Source organism: Streptomyces pinistramenti (genome assembly GCF_020564935.1).
GTDB classification, from domain to species: domain Bacteria; phylum Actinomycetota; class Actinomycetes; order Streptomycetales; family Streptomycetaceae; genus Streptomyces; species Streptomyces pinistramenti.
Genome location: NZ_JAJCXB010000067.1, coordinates 1 through 24,152, shown reverse-complemented (window position 1 = coordinate 24,152; position 24,152 = coordinate 1). Strand labels below are relative to the sequence as shown.

The window sequence follows — 24,152 nt, the reverse complement described above, 5'->3', positions numbered from 1 at the left end:
CTCTCCCCGTCGGAGGGGAAGCCCCGATCCCGGCGGCCCGAACGCCGCTGCTACGGGCCGACCGTAGCACCGGAACGGGCACCGTCCGCCGCGCCGTAGTCTTGAGGGCGTGCTGCTGCTAGCTCTTGACACCGCCACCCCCGCCGTCACCGTCGCACTGCACGACGGTTCCCGGGTCCTCGCCGAGTCGTGCCAGGTGGACGCCCGCCGCCACGGCGAGCTGCTGCTGCCCGCCGTCGACCGGGTGCTGTCCGAGGCCGGAACGAAGCTCGACGCGGTCACCGGCCTCGTGGTCGGCGTCGGCCCCGGCCCTTACACCGGCCTGCGGGTCGGCCTGGTCACCGCCGCGACCTTCGGCGCCGCCCTGGACGTCCCGGTGCACGGCCTGTGCTCGCTGGACGGCCTCGCCTACGCCGCCGGCCTCGACGAGCCCTTCGTGGTGGCGACCGACGCCCGCCGCAAGGAGGTCTACTGGGCCCGCTACGCCGACGCCAGGACCCGGCTGACCGAGCCCGCCGTGGACCGCCCCGCCGACCTCGCCGACCAGGTGGCCGGCGTCCCCGCCGTCGGCGCCGGCGCGCTGCTGTACGACGCGGTGTTCACCGGCGTACGGCGCGAAGGCCCCGAGCACCAGTCCGCCGCCGCGCTCGCCGCGCTCGCGGCCGAGAAGCTGGCGGCCGGCGAGGAGTTCCTGCCGGACCGGCCGCTGTACCTGCGGCGTCCCGACGCGCAGGTTCCGGCCAACTACAAGGTGGTCACCCCCCAGTGACCCCCGCCGTCTCCGGAGCGCAGGCCGGCGCATCCGCAGCGGGCGCCCCGGTGCTGCGCGAGATGCGCTGGTGGGACCTGGACGCGGTGCTCGCGCTGGAACACGAACTGTTCCCGGACGACGCCTGGTCGGCCGGGATGTTCTGGTCCGAGCTGGCGCGGGCGCGCGGCGCCGGCGCCAACCGCCGCTATCTGGTCGCCGAGGCCGGTGGCCGGCTGGCCGGCTACGGCGGCCTGGCCGCCGTGGACGGCACCGGCGACATCCAGACCATCGCCACCGCACGCGACCAGTGGGGCAGCGGCCTCGGCGCCCGGCTGCTGACCGCGCTGCTGTCGGCCGCCACCGCCTTCGAGTGCCACGAGGTGCTGCTGGAGGTCCGCGTCGACAACCTCCGCGCGCAGCGCCTCTACGAACGCTTCGGCTTCGCGCCGATCGGCTTCCGGCGCGGCTACTACCAGCCGGGCAACGTCGACGCCCTGGTCATGCGCAGGACCGCGACCGACCCGGACACCGAGGCCCCCGACACCGACCCCGGCGCCTCTTCCGTCCCGCCCGTCCCCGACCCCACCTCGTCACAAGGAAACTGAAGAATCATGGCTGACGCACGCGGCGGACCGCTGGTCCTCGGCATCGAGACCTCCTGCGACGAGACCGGTGTCGGCATCGTCCGCGGGCACACCCTGCTCGCCGACGCCGTCGCCTCCAGCGTCGACGAGCACGCCCGCTTCGGCGGCGTGGTGCCCGAAATCGCCTCCCGCGCCCACCTGGAGGCGATGGTCCCCACCATCCGGCGCGCCCTGAAGGACGCCGGGGTCACGGCGGGCGACCTCGACGGCATCGCGGTCACCGCGGGCCCAGGACTGGCCGGCGCGCTGCTGGTCGGCGTCTCGGCGGCCAAGGCGTACGCCTACGCGCTCGGCAAGCCGCTCTACGGCGTCAACCACCTCGCCTCGCACATCTGCGTCGACCAGCTGGAGCACGGCGCGCTGCCGGAGCCGACAATGGCGCTGCTGGTCAGCGGCGGCCACTCGTCCCTCCTGCTGGCCCCCGACATCACCGCCGACGTCCGTCCGCTGGGCGCGACCATCGACGACGCGGCGGGCGAGGCGTTCGACAAGGTGGCGCGGGTGCTGAACCTCGGCTTCCCCGGCGGCCCGGTCATCGACCGCTACGCGCGCGAGGGCGACCCCGACGCGATCCGCTTCCCGCGCGGCCTGACCGGCCCCCGCGACCCGCTCTACGACTTCTCCTTCTCCGGCCTCAAGACGGCCGTCGCCCGCTGGATCGAGGCCAAGCGCGCGGCCGGCGAGCAGGTCCCGGTCGCGGATGTCTCGGCGTCCTTCCAGGAGGCCGTGGTCGACGTGCTGACCCGCAAGGCCGTACGGGCCTGCAAGGACAACGGCGTGGACCACCTGATGATCGGCGGCGGGGTCGCGGCCAACTCCCGGCTGCGGGCGATGGCCGCGCGCCGCTGCGAGGACGCCGGCATCACCCTGCGGGTGCCGCGGCCGAAGCTGTGCACCGACAACGGCGCGATGGTCGCGGCCCTGGGCGCCGAGATGGTGGCCCGCAACCGCGCGGCGTCGGACTGGGACCTCTCCGCCGACTCCTCCCTGCCGGTGACCGAACCCCACGTCCCCGGCGAGGCCGCCCCCCACAGTCACGGCCACTCCCACGACCACGTCCACGAGATCAGCAAGGACAACCTCTACTCCTGACGGCCTGCGGGTGCAGGAAACGTCTTACCCTGGCAACGGCAGGACAGGGGCAGGTGCGGGAGGGGACGGACTGTGGACTGGTTCTGGTGGGTGTTCATCTTCTTCATGGCGGGCGGCTTCGCGAAGGTCGCCGACGCCGCCCGTACGGCCCTGCGCACCCGGCACGAACGCAAGATGCAGCGCCTGGAGACGGTGCGCCAGGAGCGCCAGGAACTGGCCGCAGCGCAGGAGCCGCCCAAGCCGGTGTGCGGCTGCACCCACCATCTCGCCAAGCACGACAAGCAGGGCAAGTGCCACGAGGTGGTGGAGCTGCCGATCGCCTGGGACGCCGACCGCAAGCCGGTCAGGTACGAGGCGGGCCGGTGCACCTGCCAGCAGTACGTCGGCCCGCAGCCGCTGGCCCGGATCTACGCCGAGGACCTCACCGACCTGACGTGACCGGACCGTCGGCCGGCCGCCCCAGCAGCATCGAGGGCGCCCCGGCGACCCGGGTCAGGAAGATCGTGACGGAGTTGCCGCCGCCGGCCAGCTTCAGCTTCTTGCGCAGTTCCTCCGGCTCGACCGCCGAACCCCGCTTCTTGATCACCGCGATCCCCACGCCGCGCTCCCGCAGCAGCGCCCTGAGCCGCTTGACATGGAACGGCAGGACGTCGGTGATCTCGTAGGCGGTCGCGTACGGGGTCGGGCGCAGCGCGTCGGCGGTGACGTAGGCGATGGTCGGGTCGATCAGCCGGCCGTCGACCTGCCGGGCGACGTCCGCGACGAGGTGGGCGCGGATCACGGCGCCGTCCGGCTCGTACAGATAGCGGCCCACGGCGCCGGGCTCCGGGTCGGGCAGGCCCGCGCCGAGCAGCGAGTGGCCGGCCGGCAGCAGCGTGGCGCGGCGGGCGCCGGGCTCCGTGCCGAACCACACCACCGCCTCCTTCACGTCGCCCCCGTCGGAGATCCACTCCGTCTCGGCGTCCTCGGGCAGCGCCTCGTGCGGCACCCCCGGCGCGATCTTCAGCGCCGCGAACGGTGCCGTACGGGCCGCCGCGACGGCCCAGGACAGCGGCGGCGAGTACGCCTCCGGGTCGAAAATCCGCCCGCCCGTCGCCCGGCCGCCGCCCCTGGACGAGGCGCTGCGCGCCGCCCCCCTTGTCGGGCCGCGCCGTGCCGGGTCGACGAACACCGCGTCGTACCCGGCGGTGTCCACCTCCGTGACGTCCGCGCAGCGCACCTCGATCAGTTCCGCGAGGCCCAGCGCGTCGGCGTTGGCGCGGGCCGCGGCGCAGGCCAACGGGTCGCGGTCGACGGCCAGTACGCGGATCCCGGCCCGCGCCAGCGCGATGGCGTCGCCGCCGATCCCGGAGCACAGGTCGGCCAGCGTGCCGACGCCCAGCGCGGCGAGCCGGGCGGCGCGGTGGGCGGCGACGGTGGCGCGGGTGGACTGCTCGACGCCGTTCGGCGTGAAGTACATCCGGCCCGCGTCCGCCCCGAACTTGGCGGCGGCGCGCTGCCGCAGCCGGGCCTGTCCCAGGGCGGCGGACACCAGGTCCGCGGGGTGGTCGCGGCGCAGCCGGGTCGCGGTGGCCAGTTCGTCGGCCGGGTCGTGGTCGTGCAGTGCGGCCAGCAGCGCCTGTCCCTCGGGGGTGAGCAGCGCGGAGAAGGAGTCGAGGTCGGTCACCCGTCCATCATTCCTTCCCGGCACGGGGGCGGGCGCCACGGCCCGGCGGACGCGGCGCGACGGCGGGGCCTGCGGCCAGGGCTGCGGCGGGGCCCGCGGCCGCGGTGGGCCGGACGGTGGACCTTGCCGCGTGGCGGGCGATGCCGTGGCGGGCGACGCTGCCAGTATCCGGCGTTATGCATCTTGTCAGATTTTTGCGGTACAAAAGCGGGCCCAGACCCGCCCGGAGCGGGACGGCTTCCCGCGGGGCGCGCGGCCTGGCGGCGCTGAGCGTCATCGGACTGCTGGCCGCGGGCTGCGGCACCGAGCGGGCCGGTGACCAGCAGGACAACGAACCCTCCACCCGCCGGGCGGCCCTGGCCCCGGAGGCCCGTGCGCTGCTCACCCAGGCACGGCACGCGGAGCGGGCGCAGGCCCGCAAGGAGGCGGTCGCCAAACGCTGGGGACTGGACGCGGTGCCGCTGGAAGCCCCCGAGCCGCCGGACGTCAAACCGGAGCTGACCACCGAGCCGTGGTTCTCGCAGGGCGGCGGCAAGGATCTGCCGCAGGCCGTCTCCAGGGTGCCCACCGACCAGAAGGTCGTCTTCCTCACCCTCGACGACGGCTACGAGAAGGACCCGGACTTCCTCCGGATGATGGACGACCTCAAGATCCCCTACAGCGCGTTCCTCAGCGACTACCTCGCCAAGGACGGCGCCGGCTACGCCTACTTCCGCCAGGCGCAGCAGCTGGGCAACGGCGTCCACAACCACACGCTGCACCACCGCTACCTGCCCGGCCTGAGCACCGAGGACCAGCGCACCGAGATCTGCGGCCAGCAGGACAACCTCACCCGCGAACTCGGCCACACCCCACGGCTGTTCCGCCCGCCGTACGGCGACTTCACGCTGGACACCCTGAAGGTCGCGGCCTCCTGCGGCGTGCAGGTGTTCCCGCTGTGGGCCACGGAGGCGTTCCCCGACCACTTCGACTACAGCCGCGAGGACCAGAAACTCCACCCGGGCGACATCATCCTGAGCCACTTCCGGGGCCGCGAGGACTGGAAGGCGACCATGCCCGACCTGGTCCGCAACGTACTGAACACGGCGACCCGGCAGGGGTACGCGGTGGCGCGGCTGGAGGACTACATGTAGCCCGGCGCCGGCCGCTCCTCCCCGTGCGTACGGCACCCGGCCCCGCCCGCGCTACCCGCCCGGCGGGGCCGCTGCGCGCCGGCCCCTGGCGCGGCGCCGGGAGCCCCGCGCGAAGGCGCCCACCGGTTCGCGGCGCTTCTGCGCGCTGTCGCTGATCCGGATCAGCAGCGCCACCATCACCCAGTTCGCGACCAGCGACGAGCCACCCTTGGCGAGGAACGGCAGGGCCTTGCCGGTGAGCGGGATCAGGCCGGTGACGCCGCCGCAGACGACGAAGACCTGGAGCAGCAGCGCACCGGAGAGGCCGACGGCCAGCAGCTTGCCGAACGGGTCGCGGGCGGTCAGGCCCACCCGCATCCCGCGCTGGGCGAGCAGCGTGTAGAGCAGCAGGACGACCATCACCCCGGCCAGGCCCAGCTCCTCGCCGACGGTGGTGAGGATGAAGTCGCTGTTGCCCGCGAAGCCGATCAGCTCAGGGTGTCCCTGGCCCAGCCCGCTGCCGCCGATGCCGCCGCTGCCGAAGCTGAACAGTGCCTGCGCCGACTGGTCGGAGATCAGCCCCGGCGGCCGCTGCTTCTCGGGAAGGAAGATGTCCATGGGGTGCAGCCAGGCCATCACGCGGCCCTTGACGTGCGGTTCGGCCGAGCCCACGACGGCGGCGCCGACCACGGCCATCAGCAGGCCGCACACCACCCAGCCGGTCCGCTGGGTGGCCATGTACAGCATGATCACGAAGACGCCGAAGAAGATCAGCGAGGTGCCCAGGTCCCGTTCGAAGACCAGCACCAGCAGGCTGACGACCCAGATCGTGAAGATCGGCCCGAGCTGCCTGCCGGGCGGCAGCTGGACGCCCATCACCCGGCGTCCGGTCAGGGCGAGCGCGTCGCGGTTGACCGTCAGGTAGCCCGCGAAGAACACCGCGATCATCAGCTTCACGAACTCGCCCGGCTGCAGCGACAGCGGCCCGAGCAGGATCCAGCGCTTGGCGCCGAACTGGTCGGCGCCGAAGAAGGCCGGCGCCATCAGCAGCACGAGTCCGACGGCCATCGTCAGGTAGACGTAGCGCTGGAGGAAGCGGTGGTCGCGCAGCGTGATCAGGATCCCGACGCAGACCGCCGTCCCTATCAGGGTCCACACCAGCTGCCCGCCGCCCGCCTGCGGCATGTGGAGCGAGGGCTGGGCCGCGTACGTGATGTCCAGCCGGTTCAGCAGGACGAGGCCGAGGCCGGTCAGCAGGGTGGCCAGCGGCAGGATCAGCGGGTCGGCACGGGCGGCGAAGCGGCGTACGACCAGGTGCGGCACCAGGGCGACGCCGATCATGGCGGCGGTGAAGCCGGCCAGCCCGTCGGGGAGTTTGCCGGTCATCGACAGCCCGGCGTACGCATCGCCGAAGACGGTGATCAGCACGGCGAACGCGAGCAGCCCGGCCTCGGTTCTGCGGCGGTCGGGTGCCTGGGCGAGCGCGGCGAAGGTCATGGTGCGCTCGGCCTCGCTCTCCCCCCCGCCCGTCGCCCGGGGCACACTCGTGGGTCCTCGCACCTGTTTCCTCCGCCATGTTTCGTCGGAGCCGCAGTCCCCGGACGGGACGGGCCCGGCTGTCGGCTCGGCAGTCGAAGAGGTAGACGAGGCGGACCTGGGCAGGGTTGCGGTGTCCGGTCCAGGTGTGTCCGGTTCGGCACCGAAACCCGCCGGCGGACGACGACCCGCGCAAAGGCTCGACTGGCACTCCGCTTGACCGAGTGCTAACTGCGTCATAGTGTCGGCGTTGGCACTCTCCGCAGGGGAGTGCTAAACACGGCGATGGGCTGATCCGGCACCCGCGACGACGGATCCACCTGGTCGCCACCTCAGACAGTTAACCCCGTGAGATCTCCGAAGGGGGAGGTCGGATCGTGACGACCGCCAGCACCAAGGTTGCCATCAAGCCGCTTGAGGACCGCATTGTGGTCCAGCCGCTCGACGCCGAGCAGACCACGGCCTCTGGCCTGGTCATTCCGGACACTGCCAAGGAGAAGCCCCAGGAGGGCGTCGTCCTGGCCGTCGGTCCGGGCCGCTTCGAGGACGGCAACCGTCTTCCGCTCGACGTTTCCGTCGGCGACGTCGTGCTCTACAGCAAGTACGGCGGCACCGAGGTGAAGTACAACAACGAGGACTACCTCGTCCTCTCGGCTCGCGACGTTCTCGCGATCGTCGAGAAGTAAGTCACCCAGCATTGCTGTGATCTGCGCCCCTGGTTCCCGTGTCTAAACAACCCGGGGCAGGGGCGCAGTTCGTTGAGAGTACGACTAAGGACACGTAACTCATGGCGAAGATTCTGAAGTTCGACGAGGACGCCCGTCGCGCCCTCGAGCGCGGCGTCAACAAGCTTGCCGACACGGTCAAGGTGACGATCGGCCCCAAGGGCCGCAACGTCGTCATCGACAAGAAGTTCGGCGCGCCGACCATCACCAACGACGGCGTCACCATCGCCCGTGAGGTGGAGGTCGACGACCCCTACGAGAACCTGGGCGCCCAGCTCGTGAAGGAGGTGGCGACCAAGACCAACGACATCGCGGGTGACGGCACCACCACCGCCACCGTGCTGGCCCAGGCGCTGGTCCGCGAGGGCCTGCGCAACGTCGCCGCCGGCGCCTCCCCCGCCGCGCTGAAGAAGGGCATCGACGCCGCGGTCAAGGCCGTGTCCGATGACCTCCTCGCGACCGCGCGCCCGATCGAGGACAAGGCCGACATCGCGGCCGTCGCCGGTCTGTCCGCGCAGGACAAGCAGGTCGGCGAGCTGATCGCCGAGGCGATGGACAAGGTCGGCAAGGACGGTGTCATCACCGTCGAGGAGTCCAACACCTTCGGTCTGGAGCTGGACTTCACCGAGGGCATGGCCTTCGACAAGGGCTACCTCTCGCCCTACATGGTCACCGACCAGGAGCGTATGGAGGCCGTCCTCGACGACCCGTACATCCTGATCCACCAGGGCAAGATCGGCTCGATCCAGGACCTGCTGCCGCTGCTGGAGAAGGTCATCCAGGCCGGCTCCTCCAAGCCGCTGCTGATCATCGCCGAGGACGTCGAGGGCGAGGCGCTCTCCACCCTCGTCGTCAACAAGATCCGCGGCACCTTCAACGCCGTGGCCGTCAAGGCCCCCGGCTTCGGCGACCGCCGCAAGGCGATGCTCGGCGACATGGCCACCCTCACCGGTGCCACCGTCATCGCCGAAGAGGTCGGCCTCAAGCTCGACCAGGCCGGTCTCGACGTGCTGGGCACCGCCCGTCGCGTGACCATCACCAAGGACGACACCACCATCGTCGACGGCGGCGGCAACTCCGACGACGTCGCGGGCCGCGTCAACCAGATCAAGGCCGAGATCGAGTCCACCGACTCGGACTGGGACCGCGAGAAGCTCCAGGAGCGCCTCGCCAAGCTCGCCGGCGGCGTCTGCGTCATCCGCGTGGGTGCGGCCACCGAGGTCGAGCTCAAGGAGAAGAAGCACCGTCTGGAGGACGCCATCTCCGCGACCCGCGCCGCGGTCGAGGAGGGCATCGTCTCCGGTGGTGGCTCCGCCCTGGTGCACGCCGCCAAGGTGCTGGAGGACTCCCTCGGCAAGGAGGGCGACGAGGCCACCGGTGTCGCCGTCGTCCGCCGCGCCGTCGTCGAGCCGCTGCGCTGGATCGCGGAGAACGCCGGCCTTGAGGGCTACGTCATCACCGCGAAGGTCGCCGAGCAGGACAAGGGCCAGGGCTTCAACGCCGCCACCGGCGAGTACGGCGACCTGGTCAAGGCCGGCGTCATCGACCCGGTGAAGGTTACCCGCTCCGCACTGGAGAACGCCGCTTCGATCGCTTCGCTGCTGCTCACGACCGAGACCCTGGTCGTCGAGAAGCCGGCGGAGGAGGAGGCCGAGGCCGGTCACAGCCACGGCCACGGCCACTCCCACTAGTCGGCAGCGCCGATCCGGCAGTGCCCGACCGAGGCCCGGTCCCCTTCTCGGGGGCCGGGCCTCGGCGTGTGCGGGCCCCGTCTCAAGCCGAATGGCCGAGATCCGCCGCCCGTACGGGACCGGCGAACGGCAGGCCCTTGGTGTAGCGCTCCAGCTCGTCCAGCGCGTGGTCGGCCAGCCGGTGCAGCTCGCCGCCGAGCGATCCGGCGACGTGCGGGGTCAGCAGCACGTTCGGCAGGTCGTACAACGGCGAGTCCGGGGGCGGGAGTTCGGGTTCGGTGACGTCCAGGACCGCGCTGATCCGGCCGTCGCGCAGCTCGGCGACGAGTGCAGCGCCGTCGACGAGGGAGCCGCGCGCGGTGTTGACCAGCGTCGCACCGTCCGGCAGCAGGGCCAGCTCCGCGGCGCCGAGCAGATGCCGGGTGGCGGGCAGCTCGGGCGCGTGCACGGTGACCACGTCACTGGCCGCGCACAGTGCGTCGAGCGGCACCGCACGTACCCCGAGCCGCCCGGCCTGTGCCGCGTCCACGTGCGGATCGTGCAGCAGGACCCGCAGGTCGAACGGGCGCAGCAGCTCGATGACCCGGCGGCCGATGCGGGAGGCGCCGATGACGCCGACGGTGCGGCGGTAGTTGCCCGCCGCGGCCAGTTCGCCGTGCCAGTCGTGCGCCGTGCGCAGGCTCCGGTAGCGCCGCGCCGCGTGCAGCACCCGCTTGTTGGCGAGGAGGATCGCGGCCAGGGTGTACTCCGCGACCGGCAGCGCGTTGGCCCCGGCCGCCGACGCGACGGCGATGCCGCGCTCCCAACAGGCCGGTGTGACATGGGGTTTGACGGAACCCGCGGCGTGCACGACGGCCCGCAGCCGGGGCGCGCGCTCCAGCACCCGCCCGGTCAGCGGCGGCGCGTCCCAGCAGGTCAGCAGCACCTCGGCCTCGGCCAGCGCGGCGGCGACCGCGGGCGCGGGAGCGGCCAGGTCGTACGCGACGAGCCGGGGATCGGTGCGGGCGAGGGCCGCCAGCCGTGCGTGGTGACGTGGCGCCAGCAGCCGTTCGGCGGTGCCGGGGCTCATGGACAGCAGCAGGGCGGGCCGGGTGTCCGGCGCGGCCGCAGGACCCGGGCTGACACCGGGGGTGGGAGACATGGGAGGGACGCTCCTTCATGGTGGCCGGGCGGGCGCGGTAATCCGGAACACGGGCTCCTTCGCGGTCACTTGACGGCATGATCCTTGGACCACGCGGGGAAGGAGTCAAGGACCGTGCCCACGCTCCGGCGTGCGCCCCCGTCCCGTTCGTGAGAGAGGTCGCCATGGCCCCGCTGCCCTTCCCGCTCCCCGCCGATGACCGCGGGCTCAGCCCGTACACCGGCTGGACCCGCGCACACTGGGAAGCGACCGCCGACGGCCTGCTGCAAGCGGCGCTCGCCCATGCCACGCCACGCCACGGACTGCTGCTCCTGCCCGGCGGCCGCCCCAGCTTCTCCGGCACCCGCTCGGACGGGCTCGAAGGTTTCGCCAGGACCTTCCTGCTCGCCGCATTCCGGATCGCAGGCGCCGACGGCCACGACCCGCACGGCTTCCTCGACCGCTACGCACAGGGCCTGGCCGCCGGAACCGAATCCCCGGTGCCCGACGGTCAGTTGACGGCCGAACACCCGGAATCCTGGCCGCGGCTCGACGCCGTGAACCAGGCCCACGTCGAGGCCGCGTCCATCGCCCTGGGCCTGCGGCTGACCCGCCGCTGGCTGTGGGACGGGCTCGACGAGAAGGTGCGTGAGCGGGTCGCCGACTGGCTGCGGCCCGCGCTCGGCCCCTCGCCGATGGACAACAACTGGTGGCTCTTCGGCCTGACCGTCGGCGGATTCCTGGCCAGTGCGGGCATCGAGACGGACCGCTCCCGCACCGCCATCGACCGGGCACTGGCCCGGATCGACGAGTGGTACCAGGGCGACGGGTGGTACAGCGACGGCCCCAACCGGTCCTTCGACCACTACAACGGCTGGGCCCTGCACTTCTACCCCATGCTGCACGCCCATCTCGCCGACGACCGCGCCCTGCTCGCCTCGTACGGCGCCCGGCTGCGCGACCACCTCACGCACGCCGCCCGCCTCTTCGACACCAACGGCGCGCCCCTGCCCTTCGGGCGCTCCCTGACCTACCGGTTCGCCGCGGCCGCCGCCCCCTGGATCGGCGCGCTCACCGGACACACCCCCCTCACCCCCGGCACCACCCGCCGCATCACCTCCGGCGCCCTGCGCCACTTCGCCGACCGGGGAGCCGTCAGCAGCGAAGGGCTGCTGACGCTCGGCTGGTACGGCCCGTACCCGCCGCTCATCCAGATGTACTCGGGCCCCGCGTCGCCGTACTGGGCGTCCAAGGGATTCGCCGGCCTGCTGCTGCCCGCCGACCACCCGGTCTGGACCGCGACCGAGGAGCCGCTGCCCGCCGAGACCGCCGACCTCGCCCTGCCGCTCGGCCCGACCGGTCTGCTCGTCCAGTCCACCGCGGCCGACGGCCTGGTACGCCTGCACAACCACGGCAGCAGCGCCCTGCACCCCACCTTCGCCCCCTACTACGCGCGCTTCGCCTACTCCACCCGCACCGGCCCGGCACACCCCGAGCCCGCCGACGACGCAGGCAGCGACGCGCAGCTCACCGACAACCACTTCGCGCTGCTCGCCGACGGCCGGCCCACCCGCCGCGGCCCGGTCACCCCGTCAGGACACGGCCCCGGCTGGGCCGCCTCGTCGCACACCCCGCACCAGGCCGACGACACCCCGCTGCCCGGCGTCCAGGTCCACTCCGCCACCCTCGTGCACGGCCGCGCCGAACTCCGCGCCCACCTGGTGACCGGCGCCGAGCCCGGCACCCGGGTGCGTCAGACCGGCTGGGCGGTCACCGCCGAGGGCCCGTCCGCCCAGCTCCATCCCGTCCAGGGCTACGAAGGACCGCCCCAGGACGTCCCCGCGGGCAGCACCCTCATCGGCCCCGACGCCCGCACCGCCGTCCTGGAAGGCGCCGTCACCGACGCACCCGAGGGCACCCTCTTCCACGCCCTCGCCTCCCTGACGGCCGTCCCCGGCCCGGCCCCCGCCGACACCCTGGCCACCGTCCGCGTCACCCCCGGCCGGCTGCACGTGACCTGGGCGGACGGGGAGACCGGCGAGATCCCGTTCCCCGTGCGCTGAGCGGCGGGCGGTTGCGGCCAGGCCCGCCGCAACCGCCTTGAGGGCGCTTCCGACGGATCTCCGCGGCGTCGCGGCGCTCCGCCGGAACCGACCTAACGGGGCCCGTACTTCCGCCCCGTACGCGACGTGACGCCGCCCAGCAGCCCACGCGGCGCCAGTTTCACCGCGCCCATCAGTGCCTTGTACCGCGGGTCGGGGATGGACAGCGACTTGCCGCGGGTGAGGTCCTTCATCGCCGCGTCCACCAGCTTGTCCGCGTCCAGCCACAGCCAGCCGGGAATGCTGTCCGTGCCCATCCCCGCCCGCTGGTGGAACTCGGTCCGTACGAACCCCGGGCACAGCGCCATCAGCCGCACCCCGCTCCCGGCCAGATCGCGCGCCGCGCCCTGCGTGAACTGCACCACCCACGCCTTGCTCGCCCCGTACGTCCCGCGCGGCACGAACGCCGCGACCGATGCGACGTTGACGACCGCGCCACGCCGCCGGTCCCGCATGCCGCGCACCGCGGCCGTGGTCAGCCGCAGCACCGCCTCGCAGTGCACCTTCAGCATCGTCAGCTCGTCGGCCATCGGCACTTCCAGGTACTCGCCCTTGTTGCCGAAGCCCGCGTTGTTGACCAGCAGGTCCACCGGGTGCTGACGGTCCTCCAGCCGGGCCTCGACGGCGGCGATGCCCTCCTCGGTCGCCAGATCGGCGCTGAGCACCTGCGCCTCGATGCCGTGCAGGTCGTGCAGCTCGGTCGCCTGCTCGTGCAGCCGCTTCTCGTCGCGTGCCACCAGCACGAGGTTGTGGCCGTTGCCCGCGAGCCGCCGGGCGAACGCCGCCCCGATACCCGCGGTCGCTCCCGTGATCAATGCAGTCGTCATACGGGCACGCTATCCGCCGCGGGGATGACATGAACCCACCCATCCCCGCCGCCCGGCCGGCCGAGACCGCCGCACCCGCCCCTCAACTCCCGTTCCGCTGCCGCTCCATGTACGCCAGCGCCCGCACCCGGGCCTCCGGATGCAGCGCGTCCCCGGCGTCCAGCAGCCGCGGCAGCAGCTCCCGGCGCGTGGTCACCGCCCGGAACACCAGCCCCACGGTGATGTCGTGATCCGGCCGGAACACCAGCCCCACGGAGTCACCCGCCCGGATCTCACCCGGTTCGAGCACCCGCAGATACGCACCCGGCACCCCCGCCTGCGTGAACCGCTTGATCCAGCCGCTCCACTCCATCCGGCCCTGGAACGTCCGGCACGGAATACGCGGCGAGGTCACCTCCAGCAGCACCTGCCGGCCGATCCGCCAGCGCTCGCCGATCCGCGCGCCGGTGACCTCCACACCCGAGGTGGTGAGGTTCTCGCCGAAGGCTCCGTTGGCCAGCTCGCGGTCCAGCTCGCGCTGCCAGACGTCCAGGTCTTCGCGGGCGTACGCGTACACGGCCTGGTCGTCGCCGCCGTGATGGCGGATGTCGACCACCGAATCACCCGCGAGCCCGCTGCCCGCCAGACCCTTGGGGCCGGGCGCGGCCACCGCCACCGGACCGTCCACGGGCCGCTTGTCGAAGCCGGTGCGCCCGCCGTCGGCGTCGGTGTGCGCGGAACGGGCCGGGCGCCCCACGTTCACGGTCAACAGCTGCCTGCGGTGCCGAGGATCCATACCGCCAACGTAAACGAGCAGGCCGGAAGTCTCTCGCGCCCACGGCCCCGGCGGCCGAACGGCGGCACCCCCGGAGGCGACCACTCAAAGCCGTGGCCTGAAATTCCGCCGCCCCTCCAAGACGCGCTTATGCTTGAAGAATGATCGAGGCTCGTCATCTCCGTGTGCTGCGCGCGGTCGCCCACACCGGCTCCTTCTCCGCCGCCGCACGCGAACTGGGCTGCACCCAGCCGGCCGTCAGCCAGCAGATGAAGGCCCTGGAACAGTCCGCAGGCACCCCGCTGCTGGTCCGCACGGGCCGCGAGATGCGGCTGACCCAGGCGGGCGAGGCGCTGGTACGGCACGCCGTCGGCATCCTGGCCGGGCTCACCGCCGCCGAGGAGGAAATCGCCGCAATCGCCGGACTGCGGGCCGGCCGGGTGCGGCTGGTGTCGTTCCCGTCCGGCAGCTCGACGCTGGTGCCCGCCGCGCTGGGGGCGATGCGCGCGGCCCACCCCCGCACCCGCGTCTCCCTGGTGGAGGCCGAACCGCCGCACTCCATCGAGATGCTGCGCAACGGCGACTGCGAAATCGCGCTGGCCTTCCGCTATCCGGAGGTACGCGGCGCCGACCCCGAGGCCGGGGCGGAGTGGGACGACCTGGTGGTCAGGCCGATCCTCGCCGACCGGCTGATCGGACTGGTGCCGACGGGCCACCGGCTGGCCGCGGCGGGCGCTGCGGGCTTCGCCGACCTGTCCGACGAGCCGTGGATCGCGGGCTGCCCCCGTTGCCGCAGGCATCTGGTGGAGGTCTGCGAGAGCGCCGGCTTCACCCCGCGCATCGACTTCGCCACCGACGACTACCCCGCGGTGATCGGCCTGGTCGGCGCGGGCCTCGGGGTGGCGGCGCTGCCCGAACTCGCCGTGGAATCGGTACGCCCCAAGGGGGCCAAAGCGGTGCGCCTTGAGCCTCCCGTGCACCGCGAGATCGTCGCGCTCACGCTGCCCGACCTGGCCCGGGTGCCCGCGGTCGACGCCATGCTCGACCAGCTCGTGAGCGTCGCGGGGCGCTGACCCGAACGTCGCCCGGCCACCCGCGAAAACCGCGTACAGGCCACCGCCCGTGGGTGCGGAACGGGCGCGCGTGCCGAGGTGCAGGAACGTTTCTCCAGAGTTCTTGCGCTCCCTGGGTGTCAGTCGCCGCCGGGGCCTGCGTGGCCGGCCAGCGTGGTCGCGGGGATCAGCCGGTGGCGGGCCCGGCCCATCAGTTCCTCGCGTTCGTCCTCGGTCAGGCCGCCCCAGACCCCGTAGGGCTCGCGGACGGCCAGGGCGTGCGCCGCGCATTCGGCCCGCACAGGGCAGCGCATGCAGACCTCCTTCGCCGATGTCTCACGCGCGCTGCGGGCCGCTCCGCGCTCACCCTCGGGGTGGAAGAACAGTGAGCTGTCCACGCCGCGGCAGGCAGCGAGCAACTGCCAGTCCCAGAGGTCTGCGTTCGGGCCCGGGAGGCGGGAGAAATCTGCCATTGCGTGTCCCCTCGAAGCGATGCTGTATCGGCTCGGTGCTGAAGACCGTACATCTACTGTGTAAGTAGATGTAAATATGACTCATTGCGAATCTAGCCTCACTTGGCAGGAAAATGGAAGAAAGAGGGCCAAATAGGGCATAGGGTGCACGCGGAGTGGCGACCGCCCGCTGTTCCGTCTGTGTATCCGGACCCTCACGCAGCGTGCCGAAGTCGGTCGTCGAACCCGTAACTCTTTCGAGTGACCGTCGTTGAGTGTGCGGAGGCGGTTGACAGAGGTAGACCTCGGGCAGGTGTCCGAGGCCGTCAATCGCACAGGTGACGATACGTACCAGCCTGGAGGCTCAAGGTGACGCGCATCAGCTGCGGAGGACGGTCATGACTTCCGTCCTCGTCTGCGACGACTCCCCGCTTGCCCGAGAAGCGCTCCGCCGGGCGGTTGCGACCGTCCCCGGCGTCGAGCGTGTGACGACGGCTGCCAACGGCGAGGAAGTCCTCCGCCGCTGGGGTGCCGATCGCTCGGATCTGATTCTGATGGATGTCCGCATGCCCGGACTCGGCGGCGTCGAGACCGTGCGGCGGCTGCTGTCCGCCGACCCCGGCGCCCGGATCATCATGCTCACGGTGGCCGAGGATCTGGACGGTGTCGCGCTCGCGGTCGCCGCCGGTGCCCGCGGCTATCTGCACAAGGACGCCTCGCGCGCCGAGCTGCGGGCGACGGTGACCCAGGCGCTCGCCGACCCGACGTGGCGGCTCGCCCCGCGCCGGCTGCGGTCCGCCGAGATGGGTGCGGCGCCGACGCTCACCGCCCGTGAGATCCAGGTGCTGGAGGGGATGAGCCACGGCCGCTCGAACGCCGAGATCGGGCGCGAGCTGTTTCTGTCCGAGGACACGGTCAAGACGCATGCCAGGCGCCTCTTCAAGAAACTCGGTGCATCCGACCGGGCGCACGCGGTGGCCCTGGGCTTCCGCTGGGGGCTCGTCCGCTGACCTGCCGGGCGACGGGGTTATGGCGGGCGCCGCCGGTTCGATGGGCGGCCGCCGTAGCCCCGTTGTGCGACGCTCGGCGCCGAAACGTCACGGGATGCCGCATCCTTGACGTGTGACTCCTCCCCGGCGGAGGCCGGGGCTTCTCACTCGGCCAGAAGAGACCTCATGACGGACAAGCCCTACCCGGTGCCTCACAGCACGGATACACGCTACCGGCGAGGACTCGGGGTCGGCATGGGCACAACCCGATCGGGGGAGGCGTGGGACGTGCGTGCTAATGCAGCGGCTCGTAACGGTTCGGTGCACAACGACGAGGGCGGTGCCGATGCCGGTGCCGCGCCAAGGCACCATGGACCGATGCGCGATGACGGCAAGCAGGAGATCGGCGATCTCGTCGCACGCGCCGTCGAGGGCGATCAGCGGGCCACGCACGACCTGCTGGCCCATGTGCACCCCTTGGCGCTGCGGTACTGCCGCACCCGGCTGTCCCGGCTTCCCGGTGACGCCCGGCACTTCGTGGAGGACCTGGCGCAGGAGGTCTGTGTCGCGGTGCTCTGTGCGCTGCCGCGCTACCGCGACACCGGAAAGCCCTTCGAGGCGTTCGTCTTCGCGATTGCCGGGCACAAGGTCGCCGACCTCCAGCGGGCCGCGATGCGTGGCCCCGGCAGCACGGCCGTGCCGTCCGACGAGATGCCCGAGCAGCCCGACGACTCGCTCGGCCCCGAGGAGCGGGCGCTGCTGAGCAGTGACGCGGCGTGGGCCAAGAAGCTGCTGGCCAACCTGCCGGAGAACCAGCGTGAGCTGGTGCTGCTGCGGGTCGCCGTCGGGCTGACAGCGGAGGAGACGGGGCAGATGCTCGGGATGTCGCCGGGTGCGGTGCGGGTCGCCCAGCACCGTGCGCTGAGCCGGTTGCGGGCGCTCGCCGAGCAGTAGCCCTGCGGCGCGAAAACCCTTCCGATCCGGCTGGATATGGCCGTAGGAATCTACGGGTGATGAGCCCCTCATCGCTCGTGGAATGAGACACCTCCTCGGGCCGTTAGCATGGAGATCCGCGCTGAGGCAAGAGCATTGGGGAAGGTGTCATGAGTGACAACGTCGACGGTATGCCCGCCAAATTCGCCATGCTTGGGCTGACATACGACGACGTTCTGCTGCTGCCCGGCGCTTCGGAGGTGCTGCCGAACGCGGTCAGCACCGCCTCCCGGGTATCGCGGAACGTACGGGTGAACATCCCGCTGCTCTCGGCGGCGATGGACAAGGTCACCGAGGCGCGGATGGCGATTGCCATGGCGCGTCAGGGCGGTGCGGGTGTGCTGCACCGCAACCTCTCCATCGAGGACCAGGCCAACCAGGTCGACCTGGTCAAGCGCTCCGAGTCCGGCATGGTCACCGACCCGATCACGGTCCGTCCGGACGCCACCCTCGCCGAGGCCGACGCGCTCTGTGCGAAGTTCCGGATCTCCGGTGTGCCGGTCACCGACGCCGCGGGCAAGCTGCTCGGCATCGTGACCAACCGCGACATGGCCTTCGAGATGGACCGCAGCCGTCAGGTCCGCGAGGTCATGACGCCGATGCCGCTGGTCACGGGCAAGGTCGGGATCTCCGGCGAGGACGCCATCGAGCTGCTGCGCCGCCACAAGATCGAGAAGCTGCCGCTGGTCGATGACGCGGGTGTGCTCAAGGGCCTGATCACCGTCAAGGACTTCGTCAAGGCCGAGAAGTACCCGAACGCGGCCAAGGATGCCGAGGGCCGGCTGGTCGTTGGCGCCGCCGTGGGTGTCGGCGACGCGGCGTACGACCGGGCGCAGGCGCTGGTCGAGGCCGGTGCGGACTTCCTCGTCGTGGACAGTGCGCACGGCCACAGCCGCGGCATCCTCGACATGATCGCCAAGGTCAAGTCCAACATCGGCGTGGACGTCGTCGGCGGCAACGTCGCCACCCGTGACGGCGCCCAGGCGATGATCGACGCGGGTGTCGACGGCATCAAGGTCGGCGTCGGCCCCGGCTCCATCTGCACCACCCGCGTCGTCGCCGGTGTCGGCGTGCCGCAGGTCACCGCGATCTACGAGGCCGCGCAGGCCGCGCACGCCGCGGGCGTGCCGCTGATCGGTGACGGCGGCCTGCAGTTCTCCGGCGACATCGCCAAGGCCATCGCGGCCGGCGCGGACACCGTCATGCTGGGCTCGCTGCTGGCCGGCTGCGAGGAGTCGCCCGGCGAGATGGTCTTCATCAACGGCAAGCAGTTCAAGTCGTACCGCGGCATGGGCTCGCTGGGCGCGATGCAGTCCCGCGGGCAGGGCAGGTCCTTCTCCAAGGACCGCTACTTCCAGGACAACGTCCTCTCCGAGGACAAGCTGGTGCCCGAGGGCATCGAGGGCCAGGTTCCCTACCGCGGCCCGCTCTCCTCGGTCGCCCACCAGCTCGTCGGCGGTCTGCGGGCCTCCATGGGCTACGTCGGCTCCGCCGACATCCCGGAGCTGAAGGACAAGGGCCGGTTCGTCCGGATCACGTCCGCGGGCCTCAAGGAGAGCCACCCGCACGACATCCAGATGACGACCGAGGCGCCGAACTACTCCCGGCGCTAGCGCTCGCGACGGAGCCCGCGGCCGTACCCCGGCCGCGGGCTTCGCCGTGTCGGGGATACTGGAACGGCAGACGTAGAGGGAAAGGCCACACCAACGTGACTGAGATCGAGATCGGGCGCGGCAAGCGCGGCCGCCGGGCGTACGCCTTCGACGACATCGCCGTCGTACCGAGTCGCCGCACGCGCGACCCGAAGGAGGTCTCGATCGCCTGGCAGATCGATGCCTACCGCTTCGACCTGCCGTTCCTGGCGGCACCGATGGACTCGGTGGTCTCCCCGCAGACCGCCATCCGCATCGGCGAGCTGGGCGGCCTCGGCGTCCTGAACCTGGAAGGGCTCTGGACGCGCTACGAGGACCCGGAGCCGCTGCTCGCCGAGATCGCCGAGCTGGACAGCGACGCCGCCACCAAGCGGCTCCAGGAGATCTACGCCGCGCCGATCAAGGAAGAGCTGATCGGCCAGCGGATCAAGGAGGTGCGCGACTCGGGTGTCGTCACCGCCGCCGCGCTCTCGCCGCAGCGCACCGCGCAGTTCTCCAAGGCCGTGGTGGACGCCGGCGTGGACATCTTCGTGATCCGCGGGACGACGGTCTCGGCCGAGCACGTGTCGTCCGCCGCCGAGCCGCTGAACCTCAAGCAGTTCATCTACGAGCTGGACGTTCCGGTCATCGTCGGCGGCTGTGCGACGTACACCGCCGCGCTGCACCTGATGCGGACCGGCGCGGCCGGTGTGCTGGTCGGCTTCGGCGGCGGCGCCGCGCACACCACCCGTAACGTCCTGGGCATCCAGGTCCCGATGGCGACCGCGGTGGCCGATGTCGCGGCCGCGCGCCGGGACTACATGGACGAGTCCGGCGGCCGCTACGTCCACGTCATCGCCGACGGTGGCGTGGGCTGGTCCGGCGACCTGCCGAAGGCCATCGCCTGCGGTGCGGACGCCGTGATGATGGGCTCCCCGCTGGCCCGCGCGACGGACGCGCCCGGCCGCGGCCACCACTGGGGCATGGAGGCCGTGCACGAGGACGTGCCGCGCGGCAAGCGGATGGACCTCGGCGCGGTCGGCACGACGGAGGAGGTGCTGCTCGGCCCGTCGAACACCCCGGACGGCTCGATGAACTTCTTCGGTGCGCTGCGCCGGGCGATGGCCACCACCGGCTACTCCGAGCTGAAGGAATTCCAGCGGGTCGAGGTGACGGTCGCGCCGTCGCAGCACGACAACCGCTGACGCGGAGTTCCCCACGCCGCCTGAGCGGGGGTGGAACAAGCAGAGGCCGGGCCGCCGACGAGAAGTCGGCGGCCCGGCCTTTTCGCTGCGTGCGGCTACAGCCGGTGTGCGGCGCCGGTGGGTGTGGCTCCTCGGGTGTCCAGGAGGAGTTGGGCCTTGACGGAGAGGCCCTGGAGGTCGTAGGTGCGGTGGGGCTGGAGGAGGACGGTGAGGTCGGCGCCGGCGGCGGATTCGTAGAGGGAGTCGGCGCGGGGGACCGGGCGGTCGAGGACGTTCCAGTGGGGGACGTAGGGGTCGTGGTACGTGATGTGTGCGCCGAGTTCCATGAGGCGGGAGGCGATTTCGCGGGCGGGGGAGCCCTCCTGGTCGCCGATGTCCGGTTTGTAGGTGACGCCGAGCAGCAGCACCCGGGCGCCGCGGGCGGACTTGCCGTGCTCGTTGAGGAGCGTGGCGCAGCGCTGGATGATGTAGCGCGGCATGCGGGTGTTGACCTCTTGGGCGAGTTCGACCATGCGGAGCGGGTAGCCGAGTGAACGTCCTTTGTAGGCGAGGTAGTTGGGGTCGACGGGGGCCGCGTGGCCGCCGACTCCGGGCCCTGGGCGGAAGGACTGGAAGCCGAACGGTTTGGTCTCGGCGCAGCGGATGACGTCCCAGAGGTCGACGCCGATGTCGTGGCAGAAGACCGCCATCTCGTTCATCAGGGCGATGTTGATGTGGCGGTAGTTGGTCTCCAGGAGCTTGGCGGTCTCCGCCTCGCGGGGGCCGCGGGCACGTACGACCTTGTCGGTGAGGCGGCTGTAGAAGGCGGCGGCCGCTTCCGTGCAGGCGGGGGTGAGGCCGCCGATGACCTTGGGGGTGTTGCCGTAGCGGTGGCCGCGGTTGCCCGGGTCGTGCCTGCTGGGGGAGCAGGCGAGGTGGAAGTCGCGGCCCGCGGTGAGTCCTGAGCCCTCTTCGAGGAGGGGGCGCAGGAATTCCTCCGTGGTGCCCGGGTACGCGGCGGATTCGAGGATGACCGTGGTGTGCGGGCGCAGTTGGGCGGCGAGCGCGCGGGCCGCGTCGGCGATGCCGGTCAGGTCCAGTGCGCGGTCCTCGCCGAGCGGGGTGGGCGCGCAGATGACGGCCGTGCGGACCTTGCCGAGGGCGGCGGGTTCGGTGGTGGTGCGGAAGCCGGCCGCGAGCAGCCGGCGGATCTCGGTGGCGGACAGCGGCCCGCCGGGGCCGAAGGGCGCGGCGGCGTGCGGATCGGGGTCGTAGCCGACGGTGCCGATGCCTGCCGCGGTGGCGGCCTGGGCGAGGGGGAGGCCGAGGTGACCTAGTCCGATGACGGCGAGGTCTGCGGGCATGCTGCGGCCGTCCTTCCCGGGTTTCCGATTGACGCATAAGTAGACTAAGCCGACATTTCCCGCAGAATGGGAATTGGTCGATCAAGGTGGCGGGGTGTTGCCGCATCGGGTGGAGGGGGTGGATACGGCCACGCCGCACGGACAGACTCGACAGACGGGGGTGTGGCCCCGATCACAGCGGGAGGCAGTGGTGAAGACAGCGACACTGGGACCGGCGCAGCGTGCCGAGGCGCTCGCCCGAATGGCGGAGCGGGAGCTGGACATTCTGGTGGTCGGCGGCGGCGTCGTCGGCGCCGGGACGGCACTGGACGCGGTGACCCGCGGACTGAGCACCGGACTCGTCGAGGCCCGCGACTGGGCCTCGGGCACGTCGAGCCGGTCGAGCAAGCTCATCCACGGCGGGCTGCGGTATCTGGAGATGCTGGACTTCGCGCTGGTGCGGGAGGCGCTCAAGGAGCGCGGGCTGCTGCTGGAGCGGCTCGCGCCGCATCTCGTGAAGCCGGTGCCCTTTCTCTACCCGTTGCAGCACAAGGGCTGGGAGCGCTGGTACGCCGGTTCCGGTGTCGCGCTCTACGACGGCATGTCGATCTCGTCGGGGCACGGCCGCGGGCTGCCCGTCCACCGGCATCTGTCGCACAAGCGGGCACTGCGGGTGGCGCCCTGTCTGAAGAAGGACGCGCTGGTCGGGGCGTTGCAGTACTACGACGCGCAGATGGACGACGCGCGCTATGTGGCGACGATGGTGCGGACCGCGGCGGCGTACGGCGCGCAGGTCGCCAACCGGGCGCGGGTGGTGGGTTTTCTGCGCGAGGGCGAGCGGGTGGTCGGCGCGCGGGTGGAGGACGTCGAGGCGGGCGGGACGTACGAGGTGCGGGCCCGGCAGATCGTCAACGCGACCGGGGTGTGGACCGATGACACCCAGGCGCTGATCGGCGAGCGCGGGCAGTTCCACGTCCGCGCGTCGAAGGGCATCCACCTCGTCGTGCCCAAGGACCGGATCCACTCGACGACCGGGCTGATCCTGCGGACCGAGAAGAGCGTGCTGTTCGTCATCCCCTGGGGGCGGCACTGGATCATCGGCACCACGGACACCGACTGGGATCTGGACAAGACCCATCCGGCGGCGTCCAGCGCCGACATCGACTACCTGCTTGAGCACGTGAACTCGGTGCTCGCGACGCCGCTGACCCGGGATGACGTGGAGGGGGTGTACGCGGGGCTGCGGCCGTTGCTGGCCGGGGAGTCGGATGCGACGAGCAAGCTGTCGCGGGAGCACACGGTGGCGCATCCGGTGCCGGGTCTCGTCGTCGTCGCGGGCGGCAAGTACACGACGTACCGGGTGATGGCCAAGGACGCGGTGGACGAGGCGGTGCACGGTCTCGACCAGCGGGTCGCGGAGTGTGTGACGGAGGACGTGCCGCTGGTCGGCGCCGAGGGCTACAAGGCGCTGTGGAACGCGCGGGCCAGGATGGCGGCCCGCACCGGGCTGCACGTCGCGCGCATCGAGCACCTGCTGAACCGCTACGGTTCCCTCGCCGACGAGCTGTTGGAGCTGGTGGTGGCCGATCCTTCGCTGGGCGAGCCGCTGACCGGCGCCGACGACTACCTGCGGGCCGAGGCGGTGTACGCGTGCACGCACGAGGGTGCCAGGCACCTGGACGACGTGCTGACCCGGCGCACCCGCATCTCGATCGAGACCTTCGACCGCGGCACCCGCAGCGCCCGTGAGGTGGCCGAGCTGATGGCGCCCGCGCTGGGCTGGGACGCGGCGCAGATCGAGAAGGAGGTCGCGCACTACGAGAAGCGGGTCGAGGCGGAGCGCGAATCGCAGCGGCAGCCGGACGACTTGACGGCGGACGCGGCCCGGCTGGGCGCGCCGGACATCGTGCCGCTGTAGCCCGCGGTCAGGCCCAGGGGCGACCGTCGCCTGCCGCGGCGGTCGCCCCTGCCGTGCCTCGCGCCGTGCCGTTCGTCCGCGGGCAGAACTCGGCCGTCAGGACGGCGGTGCCGCGGGCCGGGTCGGTGCGGTCGTCGGTGTAGCTGAACAATCCGCTCATGTGGTCGAGGAGCTGGCGGTTCGTCACCCGTGCGAGCGGTGTCGGGGCGCCGCGGGGGACGCCGGGGCCGGTGCGCTGCGGGCCTTTGCCGGACGTCCGGCCGCCGTGTCGTCCAGGGGGAGGCGGCCCTCGGCGGCGAGCTGGAGGACGACGGTGGCGACCAGGGTCTTGGCCGGGCTGCCGGCCCGGAGGCGGTCGTAGCGGCCCCTCCGCCGGCCGCTGCGCAGAGCGGCGGCGCCGGTGGTGGAGAAGCGCGAGGCGGTGAGGCCGGCGTCGCGGGTGATGAGGGCGGCGGCGCCGGGCGCACCGTCGTCCACCAGGCGGTGCAGGGCCCGTAGGGTCGCGGCGGGCGGCCGGTGCAGGGGGCGGGGTCCAGGGGGGTGCGGGCGGGCGGTGCCGCACCTGCCGGC

The 24,152-nt window shown here is 72.1% G+C and carries 23 protein-coding genes; 14 read left to right on the top strand and 9 right to left on the bottom strand.

What is annotated here, in order from left to right:
• Positions 1-109: 109 nt before the first annotated feature.
• From tsaB to LIU39_RS30430, 4 genes are all read left to right on the top strand, one after another.
• The gene (gene tsaB / locus LIU39_RS30445; RefSeq protein WP_227050164.1) at positions 110-769 is read left to right on the top strand and encodes a tRNA (adenosine(37)-N6)-threonylcarbamoyltransferase complex dimerization subunit type 1 TsaB; all 660 of its coding nucleotides are present in this window, start codon (positions 110-112) and stop codon (positions 767-769) included.
• 62 nt (positions 770-831) lie between these two features.
• A complete protein-coding gene (gene rimI, locus LIU39_RS30440; RefSeq protein ID WP_227050177.1) occupies positions 832-1,356 on the top strand; it encodes a ribosomal protein S18-alanine N-acetyltransferase in 525 nt (174 codons plus the stop codon).
• Positions 1,357-1,362: 6 nt separating this feature from the next.
• Complete coding sequence (gene tsaD / locus LIU39_RS30435) at positions 1,363-2,487, top strand: tRNA (adenosine(37)-N6)-threonylcarbamoyltransferase complex transferase subunit TsaD (protein ID WP_227050163.1); 1,125 nt, start codon at positions 1,363-1,365, stop codon at positions 2,485-2,487.
• A 72-nt stretch (positions 2,488-2,559) separates the two neighbouring features.
• Positions 2,560-2,925 (top strand): hypothetical protein, encoded by a 366-nt coding sequence (locus LIU39_RS30430; protein ID WP_227050162.1) that lies wholly within the window; start codon positions 2,560-2,562, stop codon positions 2,923-2,925.
• Here LIU39_RS30430 and LIU39_RS30425 read toward each other — a convergent pair.
• A complete protein-coding gene (locus LIU39_RS30425; RefSeq protein ID WP_227050161.1) occupies positions 2,909-4,153 on the bottom strand; it encodes a class I SAM-dependent methyltransferase in 1,245 nt (414 codons plus the stop codon). The two genes, LIU39_RS30430 and LIU39_RS30425, sit on opposite strands and share 17 nt — an antisense overlap.
• 176 nt (positions 4,154-4,329) lie before the next feature.
• Between LIU39_RS30425 and LIU39_RS30420 the strand changes: the two genes are divergently transcribed.
• Entirely contained in the window at positions 4,330-5,286 is a 957-nt protein-coding gene (locus LIU39_RS30420; protein WP_227050160.1) for a polysaccharide deacetylase family protein, read from the top strand.
• Positions 5,287-5,337: 51 nt separating this feature from the next.
• Here the strand turns inward: LIU39_RS30420 and LIU39_RS30415 are convergent, their stop codons facing one another.
• Entirely contained in the window at positions 5,338-6,762 is a 1,425-nt protein-coding gene (locus tag LIU39_RS30415) for an FtsW/RodA/SpoVE family cell cycle protein (RefSeq protein ID WP_227050176.1), read from the bottom strand.
• A 416-nt stretch (positions 6,763-7,178) separates the two neighbouring features.
• Between LIU39_RS30415 and groES the strand changes: the two genes are divergently transcribed.
• Positions 7,179-7,487 carry a co-chaperone GroES gene (groES, locus tag LIU39_RS30410; RefSeq protein ID WP_227050159.1) on the top strand — a complete coding sequence of 103 codons (309 nt, stop codon included), beginning with the start codon at positions 7,179-7,181 and terminating at the stop codon, positions 7,485-7,487.
• A 101-nt stretch (positions 7,488-7,588) separates the two neighbouring features.
• Complete coding sequence (gene groL, locus LIU39_RS30405; RefSeq protein WP_227050158.1) at positions 7,589-9,217, top strand: chaperonin GroEL; 1,629 nt, start codon at positions 7,589-7,591, stop codon at positions 9,215-9,217.
• Positions 9,218-9,299: 82 nt separating this feature from the next.
• Here groL and LIU39_RS30400 read toward each other — a convergent pair whose 3' ends face one another.
• On the bottom strand, positions 9,300-10,358 hold the full coding sequence (locus LIU39_RS30400; RefSeq protein WP_227050157.1) for a hydroxyacid dehydrogenase: 1,059 nt from the start codon (positions 10,356-10,358) through the stop codon (positions 9,300-9,302).
• A gap of 164 nt (positions 10,359-10,522) precedes the next feature.
• Here LIU39_RS30400 and LIU39_RS30395 point away from each other — a divergent pair, with 164 nt between their 5' ends.
• Complete coding sequence (locus LIU39_RS30395; RefSeq protein ID WP_227050156.1) at positions 10,523-12,400, top strand: DUF2264 domain-containing protein; 1,878 nt, start codon at positions 10,523-10,525, stop codon at positions 12,398-12,400.
• 92 nt (positions 12,401-12,492) lie between these two features.
• Here the strand turns inward: LIU39_RS30395 and LIU39_RS30390 are convergent, their stop codons facing one another.
• On the bottom strand, positions 12,493-13,266 hold the full coding sequence (locus LIU39_RS30390; RefSeq protein ID WP_227050155.1) for an SDR family NAD(P)-dependent oxidoreductase: 774 nt from the start codon (positions 13,264-13,266) through the stop codon (positions 12,493-12,495).
• 82 nt (positions 13,267-13,348) lie between these two features.
• On the bottom strand, positions 13,349-14,041 hold the full coding sequence (locus tag LIU39_RS30385; protein WP_227050154.1) for an MOSC domain-containing protein: 693 nt from the start codon (positions 14,039-14,041) through the stop codon (positions 13,349-13,351).
• Positions 14,042-14,181: 140 nt separating this feature from the next.
• Between LIU39_RS30385 and LIU39_RS30380 the strand changes: the two genes are divergently transcribed.
• Positions 14,182-15,093 (top strand): LysR family transcriptional regulator, encoded by a 912-nt coding sequence (locus LIU39_RS30380; protein ID WP_227050153.1) that lies wholly within the window; start codon positions 14,182-14,184, stop codon positions 15,091-15,093.
• Between the two features lie 119 nt (positions 15,094-15,212).
• Here LIU39_RS30380 and LIU39_RS30375 read toward each other — a convergent pair whose 3' ends face one another.
• Positions 15,213-15,545 (bottom strand): WhiB family transcriptional regulator, encoded by a 333-nt coding sequence (locus LIU39_RS30375; RefSeq protein ID WP_227050152.1) that lies wholly within the window; start codon positions 15,543-15,545, stop codon positions 15,213-15,215.
• A 377-nt stretch (positions 15,546-15,922) separates the two neighbouring features.
• Here LIU39_RS30375 and LIU39_RS30370 point away from each other — a divergent pair, with 377 nt between their 5' ends.
• The 4 genes from LIU39_RS30370 (at position 15,923) to LIU39_RS30355 (ending at position 20,342) form a co-directional block, all read left to right on the top strand.
• Positions 15,923-16,534: a response regulator transcription factor gene (locus LIU39_RS30370; protein ID WP_003948568.1), complete on the top strand. Its 612-nt coding sequence runs from the start codon at positions 15,923-15,925 to the stop codon at positions 16,532-16,534.
• Between the two features lie 357 nt (positions 16,535-16,891).
• Positions 16,892-17,467, top strand: a complete 576-nt coding sequence (locus LIU39_RS30365; RefSeq protein ID WP_285229389.1) for a sigma-70 family RNA polymerase sigma factor — start codon at positions 16,892-16,894, stop codon at positions 17,465-17,467.
• A gap of 149 nt (positions 17,468-17,616) precedes the next feature.
• Positions 17,617-19,119: an IMP dehydrogenase gene (guaB, locus tag LIU39_RS30360; RefSeq protein WP_227050150.1), complete on the top strand. Its 1,503-nt coding sequence runs from the start codon at positions 17,617-17,619 to the stop codon at positions 19,117-19,119.
• A gap of 95 nt (positions 19,120-19,214) precedes the next feature.
• Positions 19,215-20,342 carry a GuaB3 family IMP dehydrogenase-related protein gene (locus LIU39_RS30355; RefSeq protein WP_227050149.1) on the top strand — a complete coding sequence of 376 codons (1,128 nt, stop codon included), beginning with the start codon at positions 19,215-19,217 and terminating at the stop codon, positions 20,340-20,342.
• 95 nt (positions 20,343-20,437) lie between these two features.
• Here the strand turns inward: LIU39_RS30355 and LIU39_RS30350 are convergent, their stop codons facing one another.
• Positions 20,438-21,685 carry a nucleotide sugar dehydrogenase gene (locus LIU39_RS30350; protein ID WP_227050148.1) on the bottom strand — a complete coding sequence of 416 codons (1,248 nt, stop codon included), beginning with the start codon at positions 21,683-21,685 and terminating at the stop codon, positions 20,438-20,440.
• Between the two features lie 190 nt (positions 21,686-21,875).
• Here LIU39_RS30350 and LIU39_RS30345 point away from each other — a divergent pair, with 190 nt between their 5' ends.
• On the top strand, positions 21,876-23,582 hold the full coding sequence (locus tag LIU39_RS30345) for a glycerol-3-phosphate dehydrogenase/oxidase (protein ID WP_227050147.1): 1,707 nt from the start codon (positions 21,876-21,878) through the stop codon (positions 23,580-23,582).
• A 7-nt stretch (positions 23,583-23,589) separates the two neighbouring features.
• Here LIU39_RS30345 and LIU39_RS30340 read toward each other — a convergent pair whose 3' ends face one another.
• Together LIU39_RS30340 and LIU39_RS30335 are read right to left on the bottom strand one after the other, a co-directional pair.
• Positions 23,590-23,769 carry a hypothetical protein gene (locus LIU39_RS30340; RefSeq protein WP_227050146.1) on the bottom strand — a complete coding sequence of 60 codons (180 nt, stop codon included), beginning with the start codon at positions 23,767-23,769 and terminating at the stop codon, positions 23,590-23,592.
• Positions 23,766-24,152: serine hydrolase (locus LIU39_RS30335; RefSeq protein WP_227050145.1), on the bottom strand; the 387-nt coding region annotated here is incomplete at its 5' end. The genes LIU39_RS30335 and LIU39_RS30340, both read right to left, overlap by 4 nt.

What these genes read in the sequence shown, in the direction of transcription:
- rimI (WP_227050177.1), top strand. Translation starts at nt 832, where the DNA reads ATGCGCTGGTGGGACCTGGACGCGGTGCTCGCGCTGGAACACGAACTG.
- tsaD (WP_227050163.1), top strand. Translation starts at nt 1,363, where the DNA reads ATGGCTGACGCACGCGGCGGACCGCTGGTCCTCGGCATCGAGACCTCC.
- LIU39_RS30420 (WP_227050160.1), top strand. Translation starts at nt 4,330, where the DNA reads ATGCATCTTGTCAGATTTTTGCGGTACAAAAGCGGGCCCAGACCCGCC.
- LIU39_RS30415 (WP_227050176.1), bottom strand. Translation starts at nt 6,762, where the DNA reads ATGACCTTCGCCGCGCTCGCCCAGGCACCCGACCGCCGCAGAACCGAG.
- groL (WP_227050158.1), top strand. Translation starts at nt 7,589, where the DNA reads ATGGCGAAGATTCTGAAGTTCGACGAGGACGCCCGTCGCGCCCTCGAG.
- LIU39_RS30400 (WP_227050157.1), bottom strand. Translation starts at nt 10,358, where the DNA reads ATGTCTCCCACCCCCGGTGTCAGCCCGGGTCCTGCGGCCGCGCCGGAC.
- LIU39_RS30395 (WP_227050156.1), top strand. Translation starts at nt 10,523, where the DNA reads ATGGCCCCGCTGCCCTTCCCGCTCCCCGCCGATGACCGCGGGCTCAGC.
- LIU39_RS30390 (WP_227050155.1), bottom strand. Translation starts at nt 13,266, where the DNA reads ATGACGACTGCATTGATCACGGGAGCGACCGCGGGTATCGGGGCGGCG.
- LIU39_RS30385 (WP_227050154.1), bottom strand. Translation starts at nt 14,041, where the DNA reads ATGGATCCTCGGCACCGCAGGCAGCTGTTGACCGTGAACGTGGGGCGC.
- LIU39_RS30380 (WP_227050153.1), top strand. Translation starts at nt 14,182, where the DNA reads ATGATCGAGGCTCGTCATCTCCGTGTGCTGCGCGCGGTCGCCCACACC.
- LIU39_RS30375 (WP_227050152.1), bottom strand. Translation starts at nt 15,545, where the DNA reads ATGGCAGATTTCTCCCGCCTCCCGGGCCCGAACGCAGACCTCTGGGAC.
- LIU39_RS30370 (WP_003948568.1), top strand. Translation starts at nt 15,923, where the DNA reads ATGACTTCCGTCCTCGTCTGCGACGACTCCCCGCTTGCCCGAGAAGCG.
- LIU39_RS30365 (WP_285229389.1), top strand. Translation starts at nt 16,892, where the DNA reads ATGCGCGATGACGGCAAGCAGGAGATCGGCGATCTCGTCGCACGCGCC.
- guaB (WP_227050150.1), top strand. Translation starts at nt 17,617, where the DNA reads ATGAGTGACAACGTCGACGGTATGCCCGCCAAATTCGCCATGCTTGGG.
- LIU39_RS30350 (WP_227050148.1), bottom strand. Translation starts at nt 21,685, where the DNA reads ATGCCCGCAGACCTCGCCGTCATCGGACTAGGTCACCTCGGCCTCCCC.